The sequence below is a fragment of the Streptomyces sp. NPDC057253 genome (genome assembly GCF_042669125.1).
In the GTDB taxonomy this organism is placed as follows: Bacteria; Actinomycetota; Actinomycetes; order Streptomycetales; family Streptomycetaceae; genus Streptomyces.
Genome location: NZ_JBHUXV010000067.1, coordinates 1 through 17,180, shown reverse-complemented (window position 1 = coordinate 17,180; position 17,180 = coordinate 1). Strand labels below are relative to the sequence as shown.

Genomic DNA, 17,180 nt, shown 5'->3' with positions numbered 1-17,180 from the left:
AAGTTCCGACCTGGGGAGGAGACCGGGCCGTGCGGATGATCCCCTGGTACTAGGGGACGCTCGTCACTCGGCAGCAGGGTCGGCGGCCGCCGCCCGCTTGATCGCCGCGTCCCTCCTGCGCACGAAGTAGATCCCGTAGAGCCCGAGCCCGCCCCCGGCCAGGCAGGTCCACAGCCACCAGGTGTGACCGTGGTCGTCGAACCAGCCGTAGAAGGGGAGCTGGACCAGGAAGAGGACGAACCACAGGATCGTGCCGCCGGTGATGGTGGCGACCACGGGGCCTTCCAGGGGCTCCGGTGCCTCGTGCGTGGGTGTCCATTTGGCCATGGGGACAGCTTACGAGGCGATCACATCTACGCGCGGAGATGGCCCCACCGACCTCATACGTTCATACTGAAACGGTTTGTGTCTGTCCACTTCTGCTCGTAGGAACATCCAATGCCGACCGCCCTCGACCGCTACTTCAGGATCTCCGAACGGGGCAGCACCCTGCCGCGGGAGATCCGGGGCGGCTTCGCCACGTTCTTCGCGATGGCCTACATCATCGTGCTGAACCCGATCATCCTCGGCAGCGCCAAGGACATGTACGGCCACCAGCTGGACAACGGCCAGCTGGTCACCGCGACCGCCGTGACTGCCGCCTTCACCACGCTCCTCATGGGCGTGATCGGCAACGTCCCGATCGCGCTGGCCGCCGGCCTCGGCGTGAACTCCGTCGTCGCGCTCCAGCTCGCGCCCCGCATGTCCTGGCCGGACGCGATGGGCATGGTGGTCCTCGCGGGCTTCATCGTGATGCTCCTGGTCGCCACCGGTCTGCGTGAGCGCGTGATGAACGCGGTGCCCTTCGGCCTGCGCAAGGCGATCTCCATCGGTATCGGCCTGTTCATCATGCTGATCGGGCTCGTGGACTCCGGCTTCGTCACCCGCATCCCGGACGCCGCCCAGACCACCGTCCCGCTCCAGCTCGGCGCCGACGGCCACCTCAACGGCTGGCCGGTGCTGGTCTTCATCCTGGGCGTCCTGCTGACCCTGGCGCTGATCGTCCGCAAGGTCTCCGGCGCGATCCTCATCTCGATCGTCACGATGACGGTCCTCGCGGTGATCATCGAGGCCGTCGCCAAGGTGCCGAGCTGGGGCCTGACGACCCCGAAGTGGCCCGGCAACCCGGTCGCCACCCCCGACTTCGGCCTGATCGGCAAGGTCAGCCTCTTCGGCGGCTTCTCCCACGTGGGCGTGCTGACCGGCATCCTGTTCGTCTTCACGGTCCTGCTGTCGTGCTTCTTCGACGCGATGGGCACGATCATGGGCGTCTCCGACGAGGCCAAGCTCACCGACGCCCAGGGTCAGATGCCCGGCATCAACAAGGTGCTGTTCGTGGACGGTCTCGCGGTCGCGGCGGGCGGTGCGAGCTCGTCGTCGGCGACGACGGCCTTCGTCGAGTCCACGGCCGGTGTCGGTGAGGGCGCCCGCACGGGCCTCGCGAACGTGGTCACCGGCGGTCTGTTCGCCGTGGCCCTCTTCCTGACGCCGATCGCCACCATGGTCCCGTCCCAGGCCGCGACCCCCGCGCTGCTCGCGGTGGGCTTCATGATCCTGGCGAACTCGGTCACGGACATCGACTGGGCCGACTGGACCATCGCGATCCCGGCCTTCGTCACCATGGTGATGATGCCGTTCACCTACTCGATCACCAACGGCATCGGCATGGGCTTCATCACCTTCGTGGTGCTGCGCCTGGCGGCCGGACGGGGCCGGGAGGTGCCGGTTCCGATGTATGTCGTGGCCGCGGTCTTCGGCTTCTACTACCTGATGCCGGCGCTGGGCCTGACGTGACCGGCCCTCACGTCACCGGCTCTCGCATCACCGGCTCTCACGTCACCCCGTAGAACTTCTCGGTCTCGTCGACGGCGGTCTGGAACCGCTCGTCGAAGTCGTCTCGAATGAGCGTCCGGATCACATAGTCCTGGACGCTCATTCCCCTTTTGGCCGCACGGTCCCGGAGCCGGTCGAGCAGCTCCCCGTCTATCCGCAGGCTGAGCACACTGGTCCCCATGGCACGAGGGTCGCCGCCGACGGGGAGCGGCGTTCACTTTCCGCTGTCGACTCACTCGTACGGGTGAAGATCGGGTTTCCGTGGCCGGAGTCACGGGAATCCTCGCGCACGCCAGCTTGTTTAGCCAGAGTAATGAGTTACGCTAAAGAGATGCCGGACCTCACCCATGGCGACGACGCTGCCGCCGTGAACGCTCTTCGCTCCGCCGTGATGCGACTGTCCCGTCGGCTCAAGCACCAGCGGGTCGACGAGTCGCTGAGCCCCACCGAGATGTCGGTGCTGGGCACCCTCTCGATCTGCGGCAAGGCCACCCCGGGCGAGCTCGCCCGCAAGGAACACGTCCAGCCGCCGTCGATGACCCGCATCGTGGCACTGCTGGAGGCCAAGGGACTCGTCCGGCTGGAGCCGCACCCCGAGGACCGGCGCCAGAAGGTCGTCACCAAGACCGAGCAGGCCGAGGCCATGCTCGCGGAGTCCCGCGCCAAGCGGAACGCCTTCCTGGCCACCCTGGTCGACGGCCTCGACGAGGACGAGTGGGCGAAACTGCGCGAAGCCGCCCCCGTGCTGGAGAAGCTCGCACACCTGTAAGCCGTAAAGAGGAGGCGAACGCACTTTGAGTACGGGACCCGGAGCAGACTCCGCACCCGCACCGACCACCCCCGACACCCCACCCGCCCCCCGGACCCGCAAGTCCTCGATGTTCAGCTCGTTGAAGGTCAGGAACTACCGCCTGTTCTTCGTCGGCCAGGTCGTCTCCAACATCGGCACCTGGATGCAGCGCATCGCCCAGGACTGGCTGGTGCTCAGCCTCACCGGCTCCGCCACCGCCGTCGGCGTCACGACCGCCCTTCAGTTCCTGCCGATGCTGCTCTTCGGCCTCTACGGCGGTGTCCTCGTCGACCGGCTGCCCAAGCGCCGCGCGCTGCTGTTCACGCAGTCCGCGATGGGCGCCACCGGTATCGCGCTCGCCGTCCTCACCCTGACCGGCCAGGTCCAGGTCTGGCACGTCTACCTCGCCGCGTTCGCCGTGGGTCTCGCGACCGTCGTCGACAACCCGGCCCGGCAGACCTTCGTCTCCGAGATGGTCGGCCCCGACCAGCTCCAGAACGCGGTCAGCATGAACTCCGCGAACTTCCAGTCGGCCCGGCTGGTCGGCCCCGCGGTCGCGGGCGTCATGATCACCGGCGTCGGCACCGGCTGGGCGTTCCTCTTCAACGGCCTGTCCTTCATCGCCCCGCTCGTCGGCCTGATGCTGATGCGCTCGCGTGAGCTGCACGTCGTCGAGCGCGCCCCGCGCGGCAAGGGGCAGCTGCGGGAGGGCCTGCACTACGTGGCCGGGCGGCCCGACCTGATCTGGACCATCGTCCTGGTCGGCTTCGTCTCCACCTTCGGCTTCAACTTCCCCGTCTACCTCTCGGCCTTCGCCGACGACGTCTTCCACGCGGGCGCCGGCTCCTACAGCCTCTTCAACACGCTGATGGCGGTCGGCTCGCTGGTCGGCGCCCTGCTCGCGGCCCGGCGCGGCACCGCCAAGATGCGGGTGCTGGTGGTGGGTGCGATCGCCTTCGGCACGCTGGAGATGGTGGCCGCGATCGCCCCCTCGCTGTGGCTGTTCGCCCTGCTGATGGTCCCGATCGGGATGTTCGGCATGACGGTCAACGTCACCGGCAACACCTCCGTCCAGATGGGCACCGACCCGGCCATGCGGGGCCGGGTGATGTCCCTCTACATGATGGTGTTCATGGGCGGCTCGCCCGTCGGCGCCCCGATCGCCGGCTGGGTCACCGACGCGTACGGCGTCCGCGCCGGCCTCGCGGTGGGCGGCGCGATCGCCGCGGCGGCCGCGGTGACGGTCGGCCTGGTCCTGGCCAGGGTCGGCAACCTGCGCCTGTCGGTGGGCTGGAACCGCGGCCACCCGCACGTCCGGTTCGTCCCGCGTGAGGTGCAGGAGCAGTTGGCCGCGGCGGCCTGACGCCTCCGGCGGTCCGCGCCGCTCTACGGCAGCACGCGCATGGCCAGGACCTGACCCGGCCAGTCACCGTTCGCCCCGGCGGAGTACGTCTGCGTCGGGGCGAAGCCGTTGGCCTCGTAGTAGGCGACCAGCCCTCGGTCGTCGCCCGCGTAGCAGTCGACCCGCAGCAGGGCTACGCCCGCGCGCCGGGTCTGCTCGGCGGCGTGCGCGAGCAGGGCGCTGCCGATGCCGTGCCCCTTGAAGCGGCGGTCGGAGGCGAGCCAGTGGATGTACCGCTCGGGCTCGCCGGGCGGCGGGAGATGCGCGAGGTAGGCGCCGGGCGCGTCGGTGAGGGTGAGGGTCGCGGCCGGTACGCCGTCGGCCTCGGCGATGAAGACGCTGCCCTCGTCGATGTACCGGGCGACGGATTCCACCGTTCCCGGGCTCTGCGACAGCGGCTTGGTGCCCCACTGGCCGGGACGCCCCTGCCCGACCAGCCACTCCACACAGCTGTCGAGCATGCCGAGGATCACGGGTATGTCGTCGGGGCCGCCGTCTCTGATGGTGATCTCCATGCGCCCATGGTGGCAGGCTGGCCCTCATGAGACTCTTCGCCGCGGTGCTGCCGCCGCAGGACGTGTCCGACGAACTCGCGCTGAAAGTGGCCGAGTTGAGGAAGCTGCCCGGAGCGTCCTCGCTGCGCTGGACCGGGGTCCCGGGGTGGCACTTCACGCTCGCCTTCTACGGCGAGGTCGACGACCTCCTCGTGGCGGACCTGTCGGTGCGGCTGGAGCGGGCGGCTCGCCGGACCCCGCGTTTTCCGCTGGCCGTGCGCGGGGGTGGGCAGTTCGGGCACGGGCGGGCGCTGTGGGCGGGGGCCTCCGGCGGTCTGGCGGAGTTGCGGTTGCTCGCCGAGCGGGCGGAGGCGGCGGGGCGCAAGGCGGGAGTGGAGGGGGACCACCGGCGCTACCGGGCTCACCTGACCGTGGCGCGGAGTCGGGAGGCGGTGGATGTGCGGCCGTATCTCTCGGTGCTGGACGGGTACACGAGCCGCACCTGGACCGTCGACGAGCTGGCGCTGGTGCGGAGCAATCTGCCGACGTCGGGGGTGGCGGGCGAGCAGCCCCGGTACGAGGTGGTCGGGCGCTGGGCGCTCGGTGCGGGCGGTTAGGCTCGATGCGTGGACCCGAAGACCCGTAACCGGATCATGGCCGGTGTGCTCGTGATGATGTTCGTCGTTGTGGCGTTGGCTGCGGCGCTCGGTAGGTAGGGGAACTGCGGCCAGTCGTCGGGCCGCGCGCCCGTCGTGGCTGGTCGCGCCCGCGGGGCGGAGCCCCAAATCGACTCCGCCCCGCGCCCCTGACGGGGCGCTACCAGGCGAACGCCTCAGGCGACGGGCCCGGACCCGGGAAGATCTCGTCCAGGCCTGCCAGGATCTCCTCGGACAGCTCCAGGTCCACCGCCCTGATCGCCGACTCCAGCTGCTGCGCGGTGCGCGGGCCGACGATCGGGCCCGTGATGCCGGGGCGGGTCAGCAGCCAGGCCAGGGCCGCCTCGCCGGGCTCCAGGCCGTGCTTCTCCAGGAGGTCCTCGTAGGACTGGATCTGGGCGCGCTTGGCCGGGTCCTTGAGGGTGTCGGCGGCTCGGCCCGAGGCGCGGCGGCCGCCCTCGACCTCCTTCTTGATGACCCCGCCCAGCAGACCGCCGTGCAGCGGCGACCAGGGGATCACGCCGAGGCCGTACTCCTGGGAGGCCGGGATGACCTCCATCTCGGCGCGCCGCTCGGCCAGGTTGTAGAGGCACTGCTCGCTGACCAGGCCGATGGTGCCGCCCCGCCGGGCGGCGATCTCGTTGGCCTGGGCGATCTTGTAGCCGGGGAAGTTGGACGAGCCGACGTATAGGATCTTGCCCTGCTGGACCAGGGTGTCGATCGCCTGCCAGATCTCCTCGAAGGGGGTGGCGCGGTCGACGTGGTGGAACTGGTAGATGTCGATGTAGTCGGTCTGAAGGCGCTTGAGCGAGGCGTCGACCGCGCGCCGGATGTTGAGGGCGGAGAGCTTGTCGTGGTTCGGCCAGGCGTCACCGTCCGCGGCCATGTTGCCGTAGACCTTGGTGGCGAGGACGGTCCGGTCGCGGTTGGCGGCGCTCTTCGCGAACCAGTTGCCGATGATCTCCTCGGTACGGCCCTTGTTCTCGCCCCAGCCGTACACGTTGGCGGTGTCGAAGTAGTTGATGCCCGCGTCGAGGGCCGAGTCCATGATCCCGTGGGAGTCGGGCTCGTCGGTCTGCGGGCCGAAGTTCATGGTGCCGAGGACGAGTCGGCTGACCTTGAGTCCGGTGCGTCCGAGCTGCGTGTACTTCATGACCCCCTAGCCAACGGCGTGGAGTGCGCTCTAGGCAAGGGCATGGAGCCGGCGGTGACGGCGGGAGGGTTCTCAGGGAGTGCGCAGGCTCGCGAACACCGAGCGCACGCGGGTGCCGTCCGGGGCGTTCCAGGGTGCGGAGACCTGGCCGGACACTCCCTCGGGGGCCGTGGGCGACAGGGTGCGGTGGACGTGGAGGACCGTGCCGTCCGGGAGGGTGAGGTCGGTGCCGTCCCGGTCCTCGGCGATCTCGGCGGGGCCGGTGGGCAGGGCGGGGCCGGTGGCGGAGTGGGCGACCTCGTGGTCGGGGGTGTCGCTGATGCTCTGGGCCATGGCCTGGGCGCGGCCCTCGAACAGGGCGAGGAGTTCGGTGCGCAGAACGGGGTCGTGGACGCCGTCGTAGGCCCAGCGGGGGCCCAGGACGCCGTGTTCCATGGTGCCGACGAGGGCGTGGTCCGCGCCGGGGAGCGGGGCGGCGCGGTAGGTGAGGGGGACGTGGTAGGCGACGGGTTCGGGGCCGGAGGTGTCGAGCGCCACCATGAACTCGATCCCGACCTCGCCCTCCGGGTCGTCGAGCCGGAACCCGCCGGCCTTGGCCAACTCCGGTGCGCCGGAACCGGCGTACCACGGGCGGGTGGGCAGCCAGGTGGTGAGCAGTTCGAGCTTGGTGGGCTTGAGTGTGGTGTGGTGGATGATCGCCATACGGCGGATTCTGTCAGTCAGTCGCGGGGGAACTCATCGGTCTTGAGGGTGAGGCCGAGGTCCGTCACGGTGAGGTCGACATCCGTACCGAAGACGACCGTCGTCTCGGTGAGGTAGTCCCCGTCCTTGGGCTGGGTGTACAGGTGGCACTTGCCCTGGTAGGGGTCGGCGACGAGGTAGACGGGGACCTCGGCGAGGGCGTAGGCGGTCTTCTTGGGGCCGTAGTCGTTCTGGGCCGTGCTCTTCGAGATGACCTCGGCGACGAACTCGACGTCCTGGCAGTGCCAGAGGCCCTTCTCGTCCTTCTCGGCGTCCTCGGCCACGAGGGTCACGTCGGTGGCGAAACCGTTGAGGTGACCGGGGTAGTCGATGCGGACATCGGACTTCACGCGCCTGCGCGGGTACTTGGTGCGCAGTTGCTCGAAGATGTCGGCGATGATCTCCCAGTGAGCGTCCCGCTGCGGCGACATGAAGATGGCCCCCTCGACGATCTCGACCTTGTAACCCTCGGGGGTGGTCCGCTCAAGCGACTCGAACAGGCGGTCCAGAGTCAGCTCGTCGTCTTCCTCGGCCATCTCGATCCTGTCTTCAAGGACGGTCATCGTGGCGCTCCTCCCCGGCTGCCCCACGAAAGAGCGCTGCCGCGCAGTACAACGATACGCACGGTGACCAGGACACGAGCTCACCGCGCTTCCCGGCCGGGACCGGGCGGCGCCTCCAACGGCCTTGCCGCGCAGGGGTGTTCCCTCAGCCGGCCGCCTCGTACGGCTCGCCCAGATCCCACGCCTGGTGCATCGCGTCCGCGAAGGCCGCCGCGATCTTGTGCTCGCCGCTCGTGTTCGGGTGCGTCCCGTCGTAGGTGTCGTGGTTGATGTCGTACGACGCCGGCGGCGACGCCAGCAGCAGCGGCGAGCGGGGTTCGTCCAGGTCGGAGGCGGTCTTCGCGAGGAGGTCGTTGAAGAGGGCGACCTGGGCGGCGAAGGGCGCGTCGGACGCGGCGCGGACGTTCGGGATCACCGGCAGCAGCACCAGGGCGACCCGCGGGTTGGCCTCCCGCGCCGCCGCCACGAACCGGGCCACGTTCTCGGCGGTCTGCTCGGCGTTGGTGTAGAAGCCGAGGTCGATCAGGCCGAGGGAGACGAGGAGGACGTCCGCCCGGTGCGCGCGCACCTCCTCGCCGATCAGGGGGGCCATGTGCAGCCAGCCCTCGCCCCAGCCGGCGAGGTGGGCGCGGGGGAAGTCCGGATCGGCGTACTCGTACGACGTGGGGGTGTCCGTCGCCTTGTCGTACAGCGTCTCGCGCGGGCCCACGAGCGCGAAGGGGCCGCCGTAGGTGTCGCGCAGGTGCTGCCACAGGCGGTAGCGCCACGTGTGTTCGCCGGCGCTGCCGATGGTCATGGAGTCACCGACGGACATGAATCGCAGCATGCGCTCATCATCGGTGATTCTTACCGGCGGGTAGCAGATCTTGGGGATCTCGGGGCTGTGAAGATTCCCACGCGCCGCGGCTTCGCGCAGCGGGATGGCAGGCTTGGTGGCATGCGCCGACCGTCCGCCCTGCTCGCCGGGGCCCTGCTCGTGGGTGGGTTCAGCCTGCTCACCCTGCCCGCCGCCGGGCACGCCCTTGCCGCCGACGCGGACGGCAAGGGTGACAAGGGGTTCACCATCTCCGACCCCCGGATCACCGAGTCCAGCGGCCTCGCCGCGTCCCGGCAGCACCCGGGGATCTACTGGACCCACAACGACCAGGACACCGGCGCGTATCTGTACGCCGTCGACAGCGCCACCGGCAGGACGGTCGCCCGGATCACCATGACCGGCGTGGGCACCCCGAGGGACGTCGAGGCCATCGCGATCGGGCCCGACAACCAGATCTGGGTCGGCGACATCGGCGACAACGACGGGGTCACCTGGCCGTATGTCTGGATCTACCGGCTCCCCGAGCCGAAGGACCTCAAGGACCAGACCGTCAAGGCCACGCAGTACGTCGTGAAGTACTCGGACGGATCGCGCGACGCCGAGTCGATGGTCGTCCATCCCAGGACCGGGCGCGTCTACATCATCGACAAGCAGGAGGACGGCGGCCACCTGTACGAAGGGCCCGCCACCCTCTCCCCTTCGGGGACGAACCTCTTCAAACCGGTCCGGTCGATCGACCTGTGGGCCACCGACGCCGCGTTCTCGCCGGACGGCCGACAGCTCGCCGTCCGCGGGTACTTCGGCGGCCTCTGGTACGACTGGAACGACGGCGACCTCAAGAAGCGGGGCCGGCTCAGCGTGCCGCTCGGCCAGGGGGAGTCGATCTCCTACTCACCCGACGGCACCAAGCTGCTGCTCGGCATGGAGGGCGCCAACAGCGAGGTGGAGGCCCAGGACGCCCCCGGCGACTCCGGTTCCGACTCCCCTTCGGGCGGCGGAAGTTCGACAGCCTCCGGGAGCGACGACACCGGCACCTCCACCAACACGATCAAGATCGGCGCCCTCGCGGTGGTGGCCGTAGCAGCACTGTTCGGCCTCAGGAGACTGTTCCGACGGCCGTGAGCCGGGCGGCGGGCGGGTGTTCCGGGGTTGGTGGTGCTTGGTCGGGCGGGTGTTCCGGGGCTGGCGTGTCCTTGGCCGGGCGGCCGCTCCGGGGCTCGTGGGTCCTGGGGCCGGGCCGGCTGTCCCCGGCGCTGGTGGGTTCTGGTCCGGGCGGTTGCTCCGCGGTTGGCGTGTCCTCGGCCGGGCGGGCTGTCCCGGGGCTAGTGGGTCCTGGACCGGGCAGGTTGTCCCGGGGCTGGCGTGTCCTTGGCCGGGCAGGTTGTCCCGGGGGCGCGCAAGCCCGGCCACCGGGCCGCCGTCCCGGGGGCACGCGAGCTCGGCCACCGGGCCGCCGTTCCGGGACTGGTGTCCCTGGCAGGACGGGCTGTTGTGGTTCTGGTGAGTCCTGCCGTCGGATGGCTGTTCCGGAGTTCCTGAGCCCTCGGCGGGGCGGGCTGCTGTGGCTCCGCGCGTGCCCGGGTTTCCGGGCGATGCACCGCACGCGCGCGTGAGTCCGGCCGCCGGGCCGCCGTTCTGGTGCTCGTGAGTCCGGCCGCCGGGCCGCCGTTGCGGTGCTCGTGAGTCCGGCCGCCGGGCCGCCGTTCCGGTGCTCCTGAGTCCAGCCGTCCAACCGCCGTTCTGGGGCCCGCAAGCCAGGCCGCCGTTACGGGGTCCGCGAGCCCGGCCGCCGGACGACCGATCCTGGCTCGCCTGTTCTCCGCCGCAGGCTGCGCCGCCGCCCCTGAGCCCCCGGCCCGGCGTCTATTCCGGCGCCGCTCCCGAGGCCTCCCGGCGGGCGTTCACGAAGACCTCCAGGCCGTCCAGGATTCGTGCCAGTCCGAAGGCGAAGTGGTCGAAGGTCGGGCTCCAGGTGTCCTCCGCGAGGGACGCGAGGACGGGGTAGCGGCCGGTGGTCATGACCTTCTCGATGAAGGGGGCCTGTGCCGCGAAGAAGTCCGCCGTCGTCATGCCCGACGTGCGTTCCGCCTCCCGTTGGTACACCTGGGTGCGCGCGGCCCCGATGACGTATCCGTCGACCATGATGACCGCCGACACCAGCTCCGGGTCGGTCAGGCCCATCGGGCGGATCCGGCCGAGCATCTTCTCCATGCCGTCGAGCGCGCTGGGCCCGAGCAGCGGACGGGCCTGGTTGACGCCGAGCAGCCAGGGGTGGCGGGTGTAGAGCGCGAGCGTGGCGTGGGCCATCGCCTCCAGGGCCGCGCGCCAGCCGCCGTCGCCGAGATCGGCCGGGTTCTCGGAGGGCCGCTGGACGCGGTCGAGCATCAGGTCGAGCAGCTCGGCCTTGCCGGGGACGTACCGGTAGAGAGACATCGCACCGGTGCCGAGCTCGGTGGCGATCCGGCGCATCGAGACCGCGTCGAGCCCCTCCTCGTCCGCGATCCGGACCGCCGCTTCCACGATCCGGTCCAGCGTCAGCCCCGGCTTCGGCCCCCGGCTGGGCCGCGGGCCGCCCTCCCACAGCAGCTCTAGCGTGCGGACGATGTCGCCGCTGCCACTGGTGTCCCCGCTGCTCGTCATGGATGCAGCTTAGGTCCGGCGAAAAACTGAGTACAGCGTACGCGCAATCGGGTACGGTGTACCCAGTTGCACTCAGTCGTGCCCGGTTCAAGGAGAGAAGGGGGACCCCATGACCGACGACGGACACGCCGTCCACGCCGAGGGCCTGGAGAAGCGCTACGGCGACAAGCACGCGCTCGACGGCTTCGACCTCGCCGTACGCGAAGGCACCGTCCACGGCCTGCTCGGACCCAACGGCGCCGGAAAGACCACCGCGGTCCGCATCCTGTCGACGCTGGTCCGGCTGGACGGCGGCCGGGCGAGCGTCGCCGGACTGGACGTCGTGAGCCAGGCGCGCGAGGTCCGGTCGAGGATCGGCCTCACCGGGCAGTACGCCGCCGTGGACGAGGTCCTCACCGGCCGTCAGAACCTGGAGATGTTCGGCCGGCTGTTCCACCTCGGCGGCAAGCGGGCCAGGCACCGCGCCACCGAACTCCTGGACCAGTTCGACCTCACCGAGGCCGCCGACAAGGGCGTCGGCAAGTACAGCGGCGGCATGCGGCGCCGCCTCGACCTCGCCGCCTCGATGATCCTCGCCCCCGCCGTCCTCTTCCTCGACGAGCCGACCACGGGACTCGACCCCCGCAGCCGCGGCGAGGTCTGGGACTCCGTCAGGGCGCTGGTGGCGAGCGGCACCACCGTGCTGCTGACCACGCAGTACCTGGAGGAGGCCGACAAGCTCGCCTCCCGCATCACCGTCATCGACCAGGGCCGGGCCATCGCCGACGACACCCCGGACGGCCTCAAGGACCGGGTCGGCGGCGACCGTATCGAGGTCGTGGTCGCCGAGCGGACCGACATCCCGCGCGTGGTGAAGGTCGTCGCCCGGGTCTCGGACGGCGAACCCGAGGCGGAGGAAGGGGAGTCACGGGTGCACGCCCCGGTGCTCGACCGGGTCTCCGCGCTCACCGAGGTCGCCCGCACCCTCCAGGACGAGGGCGTGAAGGTCGAGGACATCGGACTGCGCAGGCCGAGCCTCGACGACGTGTTCCTGCGCCTGACCGGACACCGCACCGAGACCGAGGAGCAGGCCGCATGACCGCCGTCGACATGACCCCGAAGGGCGGCCGGACCTACTGGCTGCTCGCGGACGTGTGGAACATCGTCCGCCGCGGCCTGACCCACTACCAGCGCCAACCCATCAACATCGCTTGGCAGTTGGGCTTCCCGATCCTCTCCGTCCTGCTCTACGGCTATGTCTTCGGCAGCGCCATGCAGGTGCCCGGCGGCGGGGACTACAAGGACTTCCTGATGCCGGGCATGTTCGTGATGACCATGGCCTTCGGCTTCATCAACACCGCGACCCTCGTGGTGTACGACGCCACGAAGGGCGTGATCGACCGGTTCCGCTCGATGCCGATGGCCTCCTCCGCGGTGGTCGCGGGGCGCGGGGTGACCGATCTCCTCGTCGCCTGCGCGGAGTTGGCGATCATGATGCTGACCGCCGTGGCGATGGGCTGGCGTCCCGACGGCGGGTTGGGTTTCCTGGCCGCCTTCGGACTGCTGCTGTGGCTGCGGTTCGCGCTGATCTGGATCGGGGTGTGGCTGGGGCTCATGGTCCCCAACCCGGAGGCGGCGGGCGGCCTGTTCGCGGTCGCGTTCCCCCTCACGATGATCTCCAGCATCTTCGTCGCACCGCAGCTGATGCCCGACTGGCTGGGCGCGGTGGCCGCGTGGAACCCGATCTCGTCCACGGCGGCGGCCACCCGGGACCTGTTCGGGACGCCGGTCGGCGGCGGGGACTCCTGGGTCGAGCAGCACGCGCTGCTGATGGCCGGGGTGTGGCCGGTGGTGCTGACGGCGATCTTCCTCCCGCTGGCGGTACGGAGGTTCCAGAAGCTGAGCAGGTGAAGTCCCGCGCAGGAGGGGATGCCGGATGTCTTGACGTGTTCATGTGACCTGACTTCCATGGGAGGTGCAGGGCGGTGGGAGCGCTCCCACCCGTTCCGGGCCCGCGTCCCCTTCGAGAGGAAGCAGCGACATGTTCCGCAGCTTGCGAAGAGCGCTGTGCGCGGCGGTCCTTCTGTTACCGCTCCTGGTCGGAGCGCAGACAGCACACGCCGCCGAGACGAAGGCCGACGCCGGTGCCGGGTACTGGCACACCAGCGGCCGCCAGATCCTGGACGCGTCCGGGCAGCCGGTCCGGATCGCGGGGATCAACTGGTTCGGCTTCGAGACCTCCAACCGCGTGGTGCACGGCCTCTGGTCCCGCGACTACAAGTCCATGATCGACCAGATGAAGTCGCTGGGCTACAACACGATCCGCGTCCCGTACAGCGACGACATCCTCAAGCCGGGCACCGTCCCCAACAGCATCGACTTCTCCGGCGGCAGGAACGCCGACCTCCAGGGACTCACCTCCCTCGGAGTGCTCGACAGGATCGTGTCGTACGCCGGTCAGGGCGGCCTCAAGGTCATCCTCGACCGGCATCGCCCGGACTCCGCCGGCCAGTCGGCGCTCTGGTACACGGCCGCGGTGCCGGAGTCCACGTGGATCGCCAACCTCCGTGCGCTGGCGACGCGTTACCAGGGCCAGGACACGGTCGTGGGCATCGATCTGCACAACGAGCCCCATGACCCCGCCTGTTGGGGTTGCGGGGACACCGCCACGGACTGGCGTCTCGCGGCCCAGCGGGCCGGGAACGCGGTGCTCGGGGTCAATCCCAACCTGTTGATCTTCGTCGAGGGCGTGCAGACCTTCAACGGCGTCTCGGGCTGGTGGGGCGGCAACCTGATGGGGGTCGCGCAGTACCCGGTGCAGCTGAGCGTGGCCAACCGGGTCGTGTACTCGGCCCACGACTACGCGACGAGCGTGGCCCAGCAGAGCTGGTTCAGCGATCCGTCGTTCCCGGCCAACATGCCGGGGATCTGGGACAAGTACTGGGGCTACATCTTCAAGCAGAACATCGCGCCGGTGTGGGTGGGCGAGTTCGGCACGACGCTGGCCTCGACCGTGGACCAGAAATGGCTGGCGGCCCTGGTGTCGTACCTCCGTCCGACCTCGACGTACGGCGCCGACTCCTTCCACTGGACCTTCTGGTCGTGGAACCCCAACTCCGGTGACACGGGCGGGATCCTGAAGGACGACTGGCAGTCGGTGGACACCGTGAAGGACGGGTATCTGGCGAGCGTGAAGGCGCCGGGCTTCCCGTCGGGCGGCGGCCCAGGTGGCCCGGGCGGCCCCGGTGACCCCGGCGGCGGCACGGCGGCCTGCACCGCGTCCTATTCGGTCAGCAGCGACTGGGGGAGCGGCTTCAACGCCGAGGTGAAGGTGACCAACTCCGGTTCCGTCGCCCTGGGTTCGTGGAAGGTGACCTGGACCTGGCCGGGCACGCAGAAGGTCAGCTCCATGTGGAACGCGTCGTACACCCAGACCGGCCCGACCGTGACGGCGACGAACGCCGCCCACAACGGCTCGGTCCCGGTGGGCGGTTCGACGAGCTTCGGGTTCGGGGGCGCGCCGGGGGGCGGGGGTGTGCCTAACGTGAGCTGCACAGCTGCGTGAGGAACGGGATCGGGGGCGCCCGGCGGGTATCGGGCGCCCCCGGCCCGGGAACCTCACCCCCTGCGATTGCTCCGGAAGGGCACCATGAAGCTTCTCCTCACCGACTCCGGCGTCAAGAACGAGAGCATCGAGAGGGCGCTCGTCGACCTCCTGGGCAAGCCGATCGACCAGGCCGACGCCCTGTGCATCCCCACCGCGGGGTACGGCGCCCCCGACGCCGACCCGGCCGGACCGTGGCGATTCGTCAGCGGACAGTCCCCGTGCCCCATGACCGGGTTGGGCTGGAGGTCGGTGGGCGTGCTGGAACTCACCGCGCTGCCCAGCATCGAGAAGGCGCACTGGGTCTCCTGGGTCCAGGAGGCGGACGTCCTGCTGGTCAACGGCGGTGACGCGCTGTACCTGTGCCACTGGATGCGGGAGTCCGGGCTGGCCGAGCTCCTGCCCTCGCTGACCGGCACGGTCTATGTCGGGTTGAGCGCCGGGAGCATGGCGGTGACCCCTCGCATCGGGGAGCACTTCGTGGGCTGGAAGCCGCCCACCGGCGGTGACCGCGGACTGGGTCTGGTCGACTTCTCGATCTTCCCGCACCTGGACCATCCGGCCTGTCCCGAGAGCAGCGCGGCCGAGGCGGAGCGGTGGGCGGCCGGGATCGGGCACCCGGCGTACGCGATCGACGAGCAGACCGCCGTCACGGTGGTGGACGGGGTCGTGGAGGTGGTCTCCGAGGGGCGCTGGAGGGTGTTCGGCCGACCGTCACAGCAGTGAACCCAAGTGTCGCCGGACCAAAGGAGTTTCAAATATTTCGCTCAGACGTTTCATAGTCGAGCGTTTCTTCGACAGGATGCGCTCTCATGAGAAGAAGCGCTGTTGTGCTGTGCGGTGCGACCGTCGTCCTGGCGGGGGCCCTCACGGCCGTCCCGGCCGAGGCCGGTACCACCCTCACCGCGGCCACCGCTCAGGCGGCGGCAAAGGTCAGCTGGAAGAAGTGCGGCACCGAGAACTACCCGACCCTCCAGTGCGGTTCGGTGAAGGTCCCGCTCGACTACGCCCACCCGAAGGGGCGCCAGATCACCCTGGCCCTGTCCCGGGTGCCGCACACCGCGAAGAAGTACCAGGGCCCGCTGCTGGTCAACCCGGGCGGCCCCGGCGGCAGCGGTCTGACCCTCGCCGGCTTCGTCGCCGGGAGCCTGCCCAAGGCGGTCGCGGCCCAGTACGACGTCATCGGCTTCGACCCGCGCGGCGTCGGCAAGAGCACGCCCGCCCTCGACTGCAAGCCGGGCTACTTCAACCCGGTGCGCCCCGCGAGCGTCCCGAGCACGCCCGCCATCGAGAAGGCCAACCTGGAGCGCGCCAAGTCCTTCGCCGCCGCCTGCGGCCGCAAGTACGCGAGCGTGCTGCCGTACATCAACACGATCAACGCCGTGAAGGACATGGACTCGATCCGCACGTCCCTCGGCGCGAAGAAGATCAACTACTTCGGTTACTCGTACGGCACCTACCTGGGCCAGGTCTACGCGAAGCTCTTCCCGACCCATGTGCGCCGGCTGGTGCTCGACTCGATCGTCGACCCCGACGGGGTCTGGTACGACGCCAACATCTCGCAGGACTACGCCTTCGACGCCCGCCAGAAGGCGCTGATGGCATGGATCGCCAAGTACGACTCCACGTACAAGCTCGGCACCGACCCGGCCAAGATCGAGGCCAAGTGGTACGCGATGCAGGCCGAGTTGGCGAAGAAGCCGGCCGGCGGCAAGGTCGGCGCGGCCGAGCTGGAGGACACCTTCATCCCGGGCGGCTACTACAACGGCTACTGGCCCGACCTGGCCACGGCGTTCGCCGCGTACGTGAACGACAAGAACGCCACCCCGCTGGTCGAGACGTACGAGAGCCTCGCCGCGATCGACGCCTCCGGTGACAACGGCTACAGCATCTACACCGCCGTGCAGTGCCGTGACGCCTCCTGGCCGCGCGACTGGAAGCAGTGGCAGAAGGACAACTGGGCCGTGTACAAGAAGGCTCCCTTCATGGCCTGGAGCAACGCCTGGTACAACGCGCCGTGCGCGTTCTGGCCCACGAAGACGCTGAAGCCGGTGAACGTCGCCAACTCCAAGATCCCGCCGGCGCTCCTCTTCCAGGCGACCGACGACGCGGCCACCCCCTACCAGGGCGGTGTCACCGTCCACCGTCTGCTCAAGCACTCCAGCCTGGTCGTGGAGCAGGGCGGCGGCAACCACGGCATCACCCTGAGCGGCAACGCCTGCCTCGACAAGTACCTCGCCAAGTACCTGACCGACGGCACGGTCCCGCGCGGACACGGCACCGCCGACGCGGTCTGCAAGAAGCTCCCCGACCCGAAGCCGGCGGCGGCCCAGCGGGCCACGGCCTCGGCCCTGACCGGCACCGCCACGCCGTCCGGCGCGGTCACCGGCGGCGACGAGCTGCACCAGCTGCTCGGCTCCCGCGGCTGATCATGAGCTGAAGGACGACGAGGGGCGCCCGGTGTTCGCC

At 69.9% G+C, this 17,180-nt stretch carries 18 protein-coding genes; 10 read left to right on the top strand and 8 right to left on the bottom strand.

What is annotated here, in order from left to right:
- Positions 1–63: 63 nt before the first annotated feature.
- On the bottom strand, positions 64–327 hold the full coding sequence (locus ACFULQ_RS30280) for a DUF2530 domain-containing protein (RefSeq protein ID WP_381299659.1): 264 nt from the start codon (positions 325–327) through the stop codon (positions 64–66).
- A 111-nt stretch (positions 328–438) separates the two neighbouring features.
- On the opposite strand from ACFULQ_RS30280, the gene ACFULQ_RS30275 reads away from it, so the two are divergent.
- On the top strand, positions 439–1,833 hold the full coding sequence (locus tag ACFULQ_RS30275; RefSeq protein WP_383549956.1) for an NCS2 family permease: 1,395 nt from the start codon (positions 439–441) through the stop codon (positions 1,831–1,833).
- 37 nt (positions 1,834–1,870) lie between these two features.
- Here ACFULQ_RS30275 and ACFULQ_RS30270 read toward each other — a convergent pair whose 3' ends face one another.
- Positions 1,871–2,053 carry a ribbon-helix-helix protein, CopG family gene (locus tag ACFULQ_RS30270; protein WP_383549954.1) on the bottom strand — a complete coding sequence of 61 codons (183 nt, stop codon included), beginning with the start codon at positions 2,051–2,053 and terminating at the stop codon, positions 1,871–1,873.
- 150 nt (positions 2,054–2,203) lie between these two features.
- Between ACFULQ_RS30270 and ACFULQ_RS30265 the strand changes: the two genes are divergently transcribed.
- Positions 2,204–2,641, top strand: coding sequence for a MarR family transcriptional regulator (locus ACFULQ_RS30265; protein WP_330266122.1), 438 nt, complete (start codon positions 2,204–2,206; stop codon positions 2,639–2,641).
- 25 nt (positions 2,642–2,666) lie between these two features.
- Complete coding sequence (locus ACFULQ_RS30260; protein WP_383549951.1) at positions 2,667–4,025, top strand: MFS transporter; 1,359 nt, start codon at positions 2,667–2,669, stop codon at positions 4,023–4,025.
- A 23-nt stretch (positions 4,026–4,048) separates the two neighbouring features.
- Here the strand turns inward: ACFULQ_RS30260 and ACFULQ_RS30255 are convergent, their stop codons facing one another.
- Entirely contained in the window at positions 4,049–4,579 is a 531-nt protein-coding gene (locus ACFULQ_RS30255) for a GNAT family N-acetyltransferase (protein ID WP_383549948.1), read from the bottom strand.
- Positions 4,580–4,605: 26 nt separating this feature from the next.
- Here ACFULQ_RS30255 and thpR point away from each other — a divergent pair, with 26 nt between their 5' ends.
- Entirely contained in the window at positions 4,606–5,175 is a 570-nt protein-coding gene (thpR, locus tag ACFULQ_RS30250) for an RNA 2',3'-cyclic phosphodiesterase (protein ID WP_383549945.1), read from the top strand.
- A gap of 199 nt (positions 5,176–5,374) precedes the next feature.
- Here thpR and ACFULQ_RS30245 read toward each other — a convergent pair whose 3' ends face one another.
- From ACFULQ_RS30245 to ACFULQ_RS30230, 4 genes are all read right to left on the bottom strand, one after another.
- The gene (locus ACFULQ_RS30245) at positions 5,375–6,367 is read right to left on the bottom strand and encodes an aldo/keto reductase (protein ID WP_383549942.1); all 993 of its coding nucleotides are present in this window, start codon (positions 6,365–6,367) and stop codon (positions 5,375–5,377) included.
- A gap of 72 nt (positions 6,368–6,439) precedes the next feature.
- Complete coding sequence (locus ACFULQ_RS30240) at positions 6,440–7,069, bottom strand: 1,4-alpha-glucan branching protein (protein WP_383549939.1); 630 nt, start codon at positions 7,067–7,069, stop codon at positions 6,440–6,442.
- 17 nt (positions 7,070–7,086) lie between these two features.
- The gene (locus ACFULQ_RS30235; protein ID WP_383549936.1) at positions 7,087–7,671 is read right to left on the bottom strand and encodes a Uma2 family endonuclease; all 585 of its coding nucleotides are present in this window, start codon (positions 7,669–7,671) and stop codon (positions 7,087–7,089) included.
- A gap of 145 nt (positions 7,672–7,816) precedes the next feature.
- Positions 7,817–8,497: a GDSL-type esterase/lipase family protein gene (locus ACFULQ_RS30230; protein WP_383549934.1), complete on the bottom strand. Its 681-nt coding sequence runs from the start codon at positions 8,495–8,497 to the stop codon at positions 7,817–7,819.
- Positions 8,498–8,608: 111 nt separating this feature from the next.
- Here ACFULQ_RS30230 and ACFULQ_RS30225 point away from each other — a divergent pair, with 111 nt between their 5' ends.
- Entirely contained in the window at positions 8,609–9,610 is a 1,002-nt protein-coding gene (locus tag ACFULQ_RS30225) for a WD40 repeat domain-containing protein (RefSeq protein WP_383549931.1), read from the top strand.
- Positions 9,611–10,351: 741 nt separating this feature from the next.
- Here the strand turns inward: ACFULQ_RS30225 and ACFULQ_RS30220 are convergent.
- The gene (locus ACFULQ_RS30220; RefSeq protein ID WP_383549928.1) at positions 10,352–11,128 is read right to left on the bottom strand and encodes a TetR/AcrR family transcriptional regulator; all 777 of its coding nucleotides are present in this window, start codon (positions 11,126–11,128) and stop codon (positions 10,352–10,354) included.
- Positions 11,129–11,237: 109 nt separating this feature from the next.
- On the opposite strand from ACFULQ_RS30220, the gene ACFULQ_RS30215 reads away from it, so the two are divergent.
- The 5 genes from ACFULQ_RS30215 to ACFULQ_RS30195 all read left to right on the top strand — a co-directional run bounded on the left by ACFULQ_RS30215 (position 11,238) and on the right by ACFULQ_RS30195 (position 17,140).
- Positions 11,238–12,206, top strand: coding sequence for an ATP-binding cassette domain-containing protein (locus ACFULQ_RS30215; protein ID WP_383549925.1), 969 nt, complete (start codon positions 11,238–11,240; stop codon positions 12,204–12,206).
- The gene (locus ACFULQ_RS30210) at positions 12,203–13,018 is read left to right on the top strand and encodes an ABC transporter permease (RefSeq protein WP_383549922.1); all 816 of its coding nucleotides are present in this window, start codon (positions 12,203–12,205) and stop codon (positions 13,016–13,018) included. The genes ACFULQ_RS30215 and ACFULQ_RS30210 overlap by 4 nt, the downstream gene beginning before the upstream one ends.
- 130 nt (positions 13,019–13,148) lie before the next feature.
- Positions 13,149–14,672 carry a cellulase family glycosylhydrolase gene (locus tag ACFULQ_RS30205; protein ID WP_383549920.1) on the top strand — a complete coding sequence of 508 codons (1,524 nt, stop codon included), beginning with the start codon at positions 13,149–13,151 and terminating at the stop codon, positions 14,670–14,672.
- An 84-nt stretch (positions 14,673–14,756) separates the two neighbouring features.
- The gene (locus ACFULQ_RS30200; RefSeq protein ID WP_383549918.1) at positions 14,757–15,437 is read left to right on the top strand and encodes a Type 1 glutamine amidotransferase-like domain-containing protein; all 681 of its coding nucleotides are present in this window, start codon (positions 14,757–14,759) and stop codon (positions 15,435–15,437) included.
- A gap of 86 nt (positions 15,438–15,523) precedes the next feature.
- Positions 15,524–17,140, top strand: a complete 1,617-nt coding sequence (locus ACFULQ_RS30195) for an alpha/beta hydrolase (RefSeq protein WP_383549915.1) — start codon at positions 15,524–15,526, stop codon at positions 17,138–17,140.
- Positions 17,141–17,180 lie beyond the last annotated feature (40 nt).

Excerpts from the sequence above, each read along its gene's own strand:
- ACFULQ_RS30270 (WP_383549954.1), bottom strand. The coding sequence starts at position 2,053 with ATGGGGACCAGTGTGCTCAGCCTGCGGATAGACGGGGAGCTGCTCGAC.
- ACFULQ_RS30265 (WP_330266122.1), top strand. The coding sequence starts at position 2,204 with ATGCCGGACCTCACCCATGGCGACGACGCTGCCGCCGTGAACGCTCTT.
- ACFULQ_RS30220 (WP_383549928.1), bottom strand. The coding sequence starts at position 11,128 with ATGACGAGCAGCGGGGACACCAGTGGCAGCGGCGACATCGTCCGCACG.
- ACFULQ_RS30215 (WP_383549925.1), top strand. The coding sequence starts at position 11,238 with ATGACCGACGACGGACACGCCGTCCACGCCGAGGGCCTGGAGAAGCGC.
- ACFULQ_RS30275 (WP_383549956.1), top strand. The coding sequence starts at position 439 with ATGCCGACCGCCCTCGACCGCTACTTCAGGATCTCCGAACGGGGCAGC.
- ACFULQ_RS30245 (WP_383549942.1), bottom strand. The coding sequence starts at position 6,367 with ATGAAGTACACGCAGCTCGGACGCACCGGACTCAAGGTCAGCCGACTC.
- ACFULQ_RS30225 (WP_383549931.1), top strand. The coding sequence starts at position 8,609 with ATGCGCCGACCGTCCGCCCTGCTCGCCGGGGCCCTGCTCGTGGGTGGG.
- ACFULQ_RS30280 (WP_381299659.1), bottom strand. The coding sequence starts at position 327 with ATGGCCAAATGGACACCCACGCACGAGGCACCGGAGCCCCTGGAAGGC.
- ACFULQ_RS30230 (WP_383549934.1), bottom strand. The coding sequence starts at position 8,497 with ATGCTGCGATTCATGTCCGTCGGTGACTCCATGACCATCGGCAGCGCC.
- ACFULQ_RS30195 (WP_383549915.1), top strand. The coding sequence starts at position 15,524 with ATGAGAAGAAGCGCTGTTGTGCTGTGCGGTGCGACCGTCGTCCTGGCG.
- ACFULQ_RS30255 (WP_383549948.1), bottom strand. The coding sequence starts at position 4,579 with ATGGAGATCACCATCAGAGACGGCGGCCCCGACGACATACCCGTGATC.
- ACFULQ_RS30235 (WP_383549936.1), bottom strand. The coding sequence starts at position 7,671 with ATGACCGTCCTTGAAGACAGGATCGAGATGGCCGAGGAAGACGACGAG.
- ACFULQ_RS30200 (WP_383549918.1), top strand. The coding sequence starts at position 14,757 with ATGAAGCTTCTCCTCACCGACTCCGGCGTCAAGAACGAGAGCATCGAG.
- thpR (WP_383549945.1), top strand. The coding sequence starts at position 4,606 with ATGAGACTCTTCGCCGCGGTGCTGCCGCCGCAGGACGTGTCCGACGAA.
- ACFULQ_RS30205 (WP_383549920.1), top strand. The coding sequence starts at position 13,149 with ATGTTCCGCAGCTTGCGAAGAGCGCTGTGCGCGGCGGTCCTTCTGTTA.
- ACFULQ_RS30240 (WP_383549939.1), bottom strand. The coding sequence starts at position 7,069 with ATGGCGATCATCCACCACACCACACTCAAGCCCACCAAGCTCGAACTG.
- ACFULQ_RS30210 (WP_383549922.1), top strand. The coding sequence starts at position 12,203 with ATGACCGCCGTCGACATGACCCCGAAGGGCGGCCGGACCTACTGGCTG.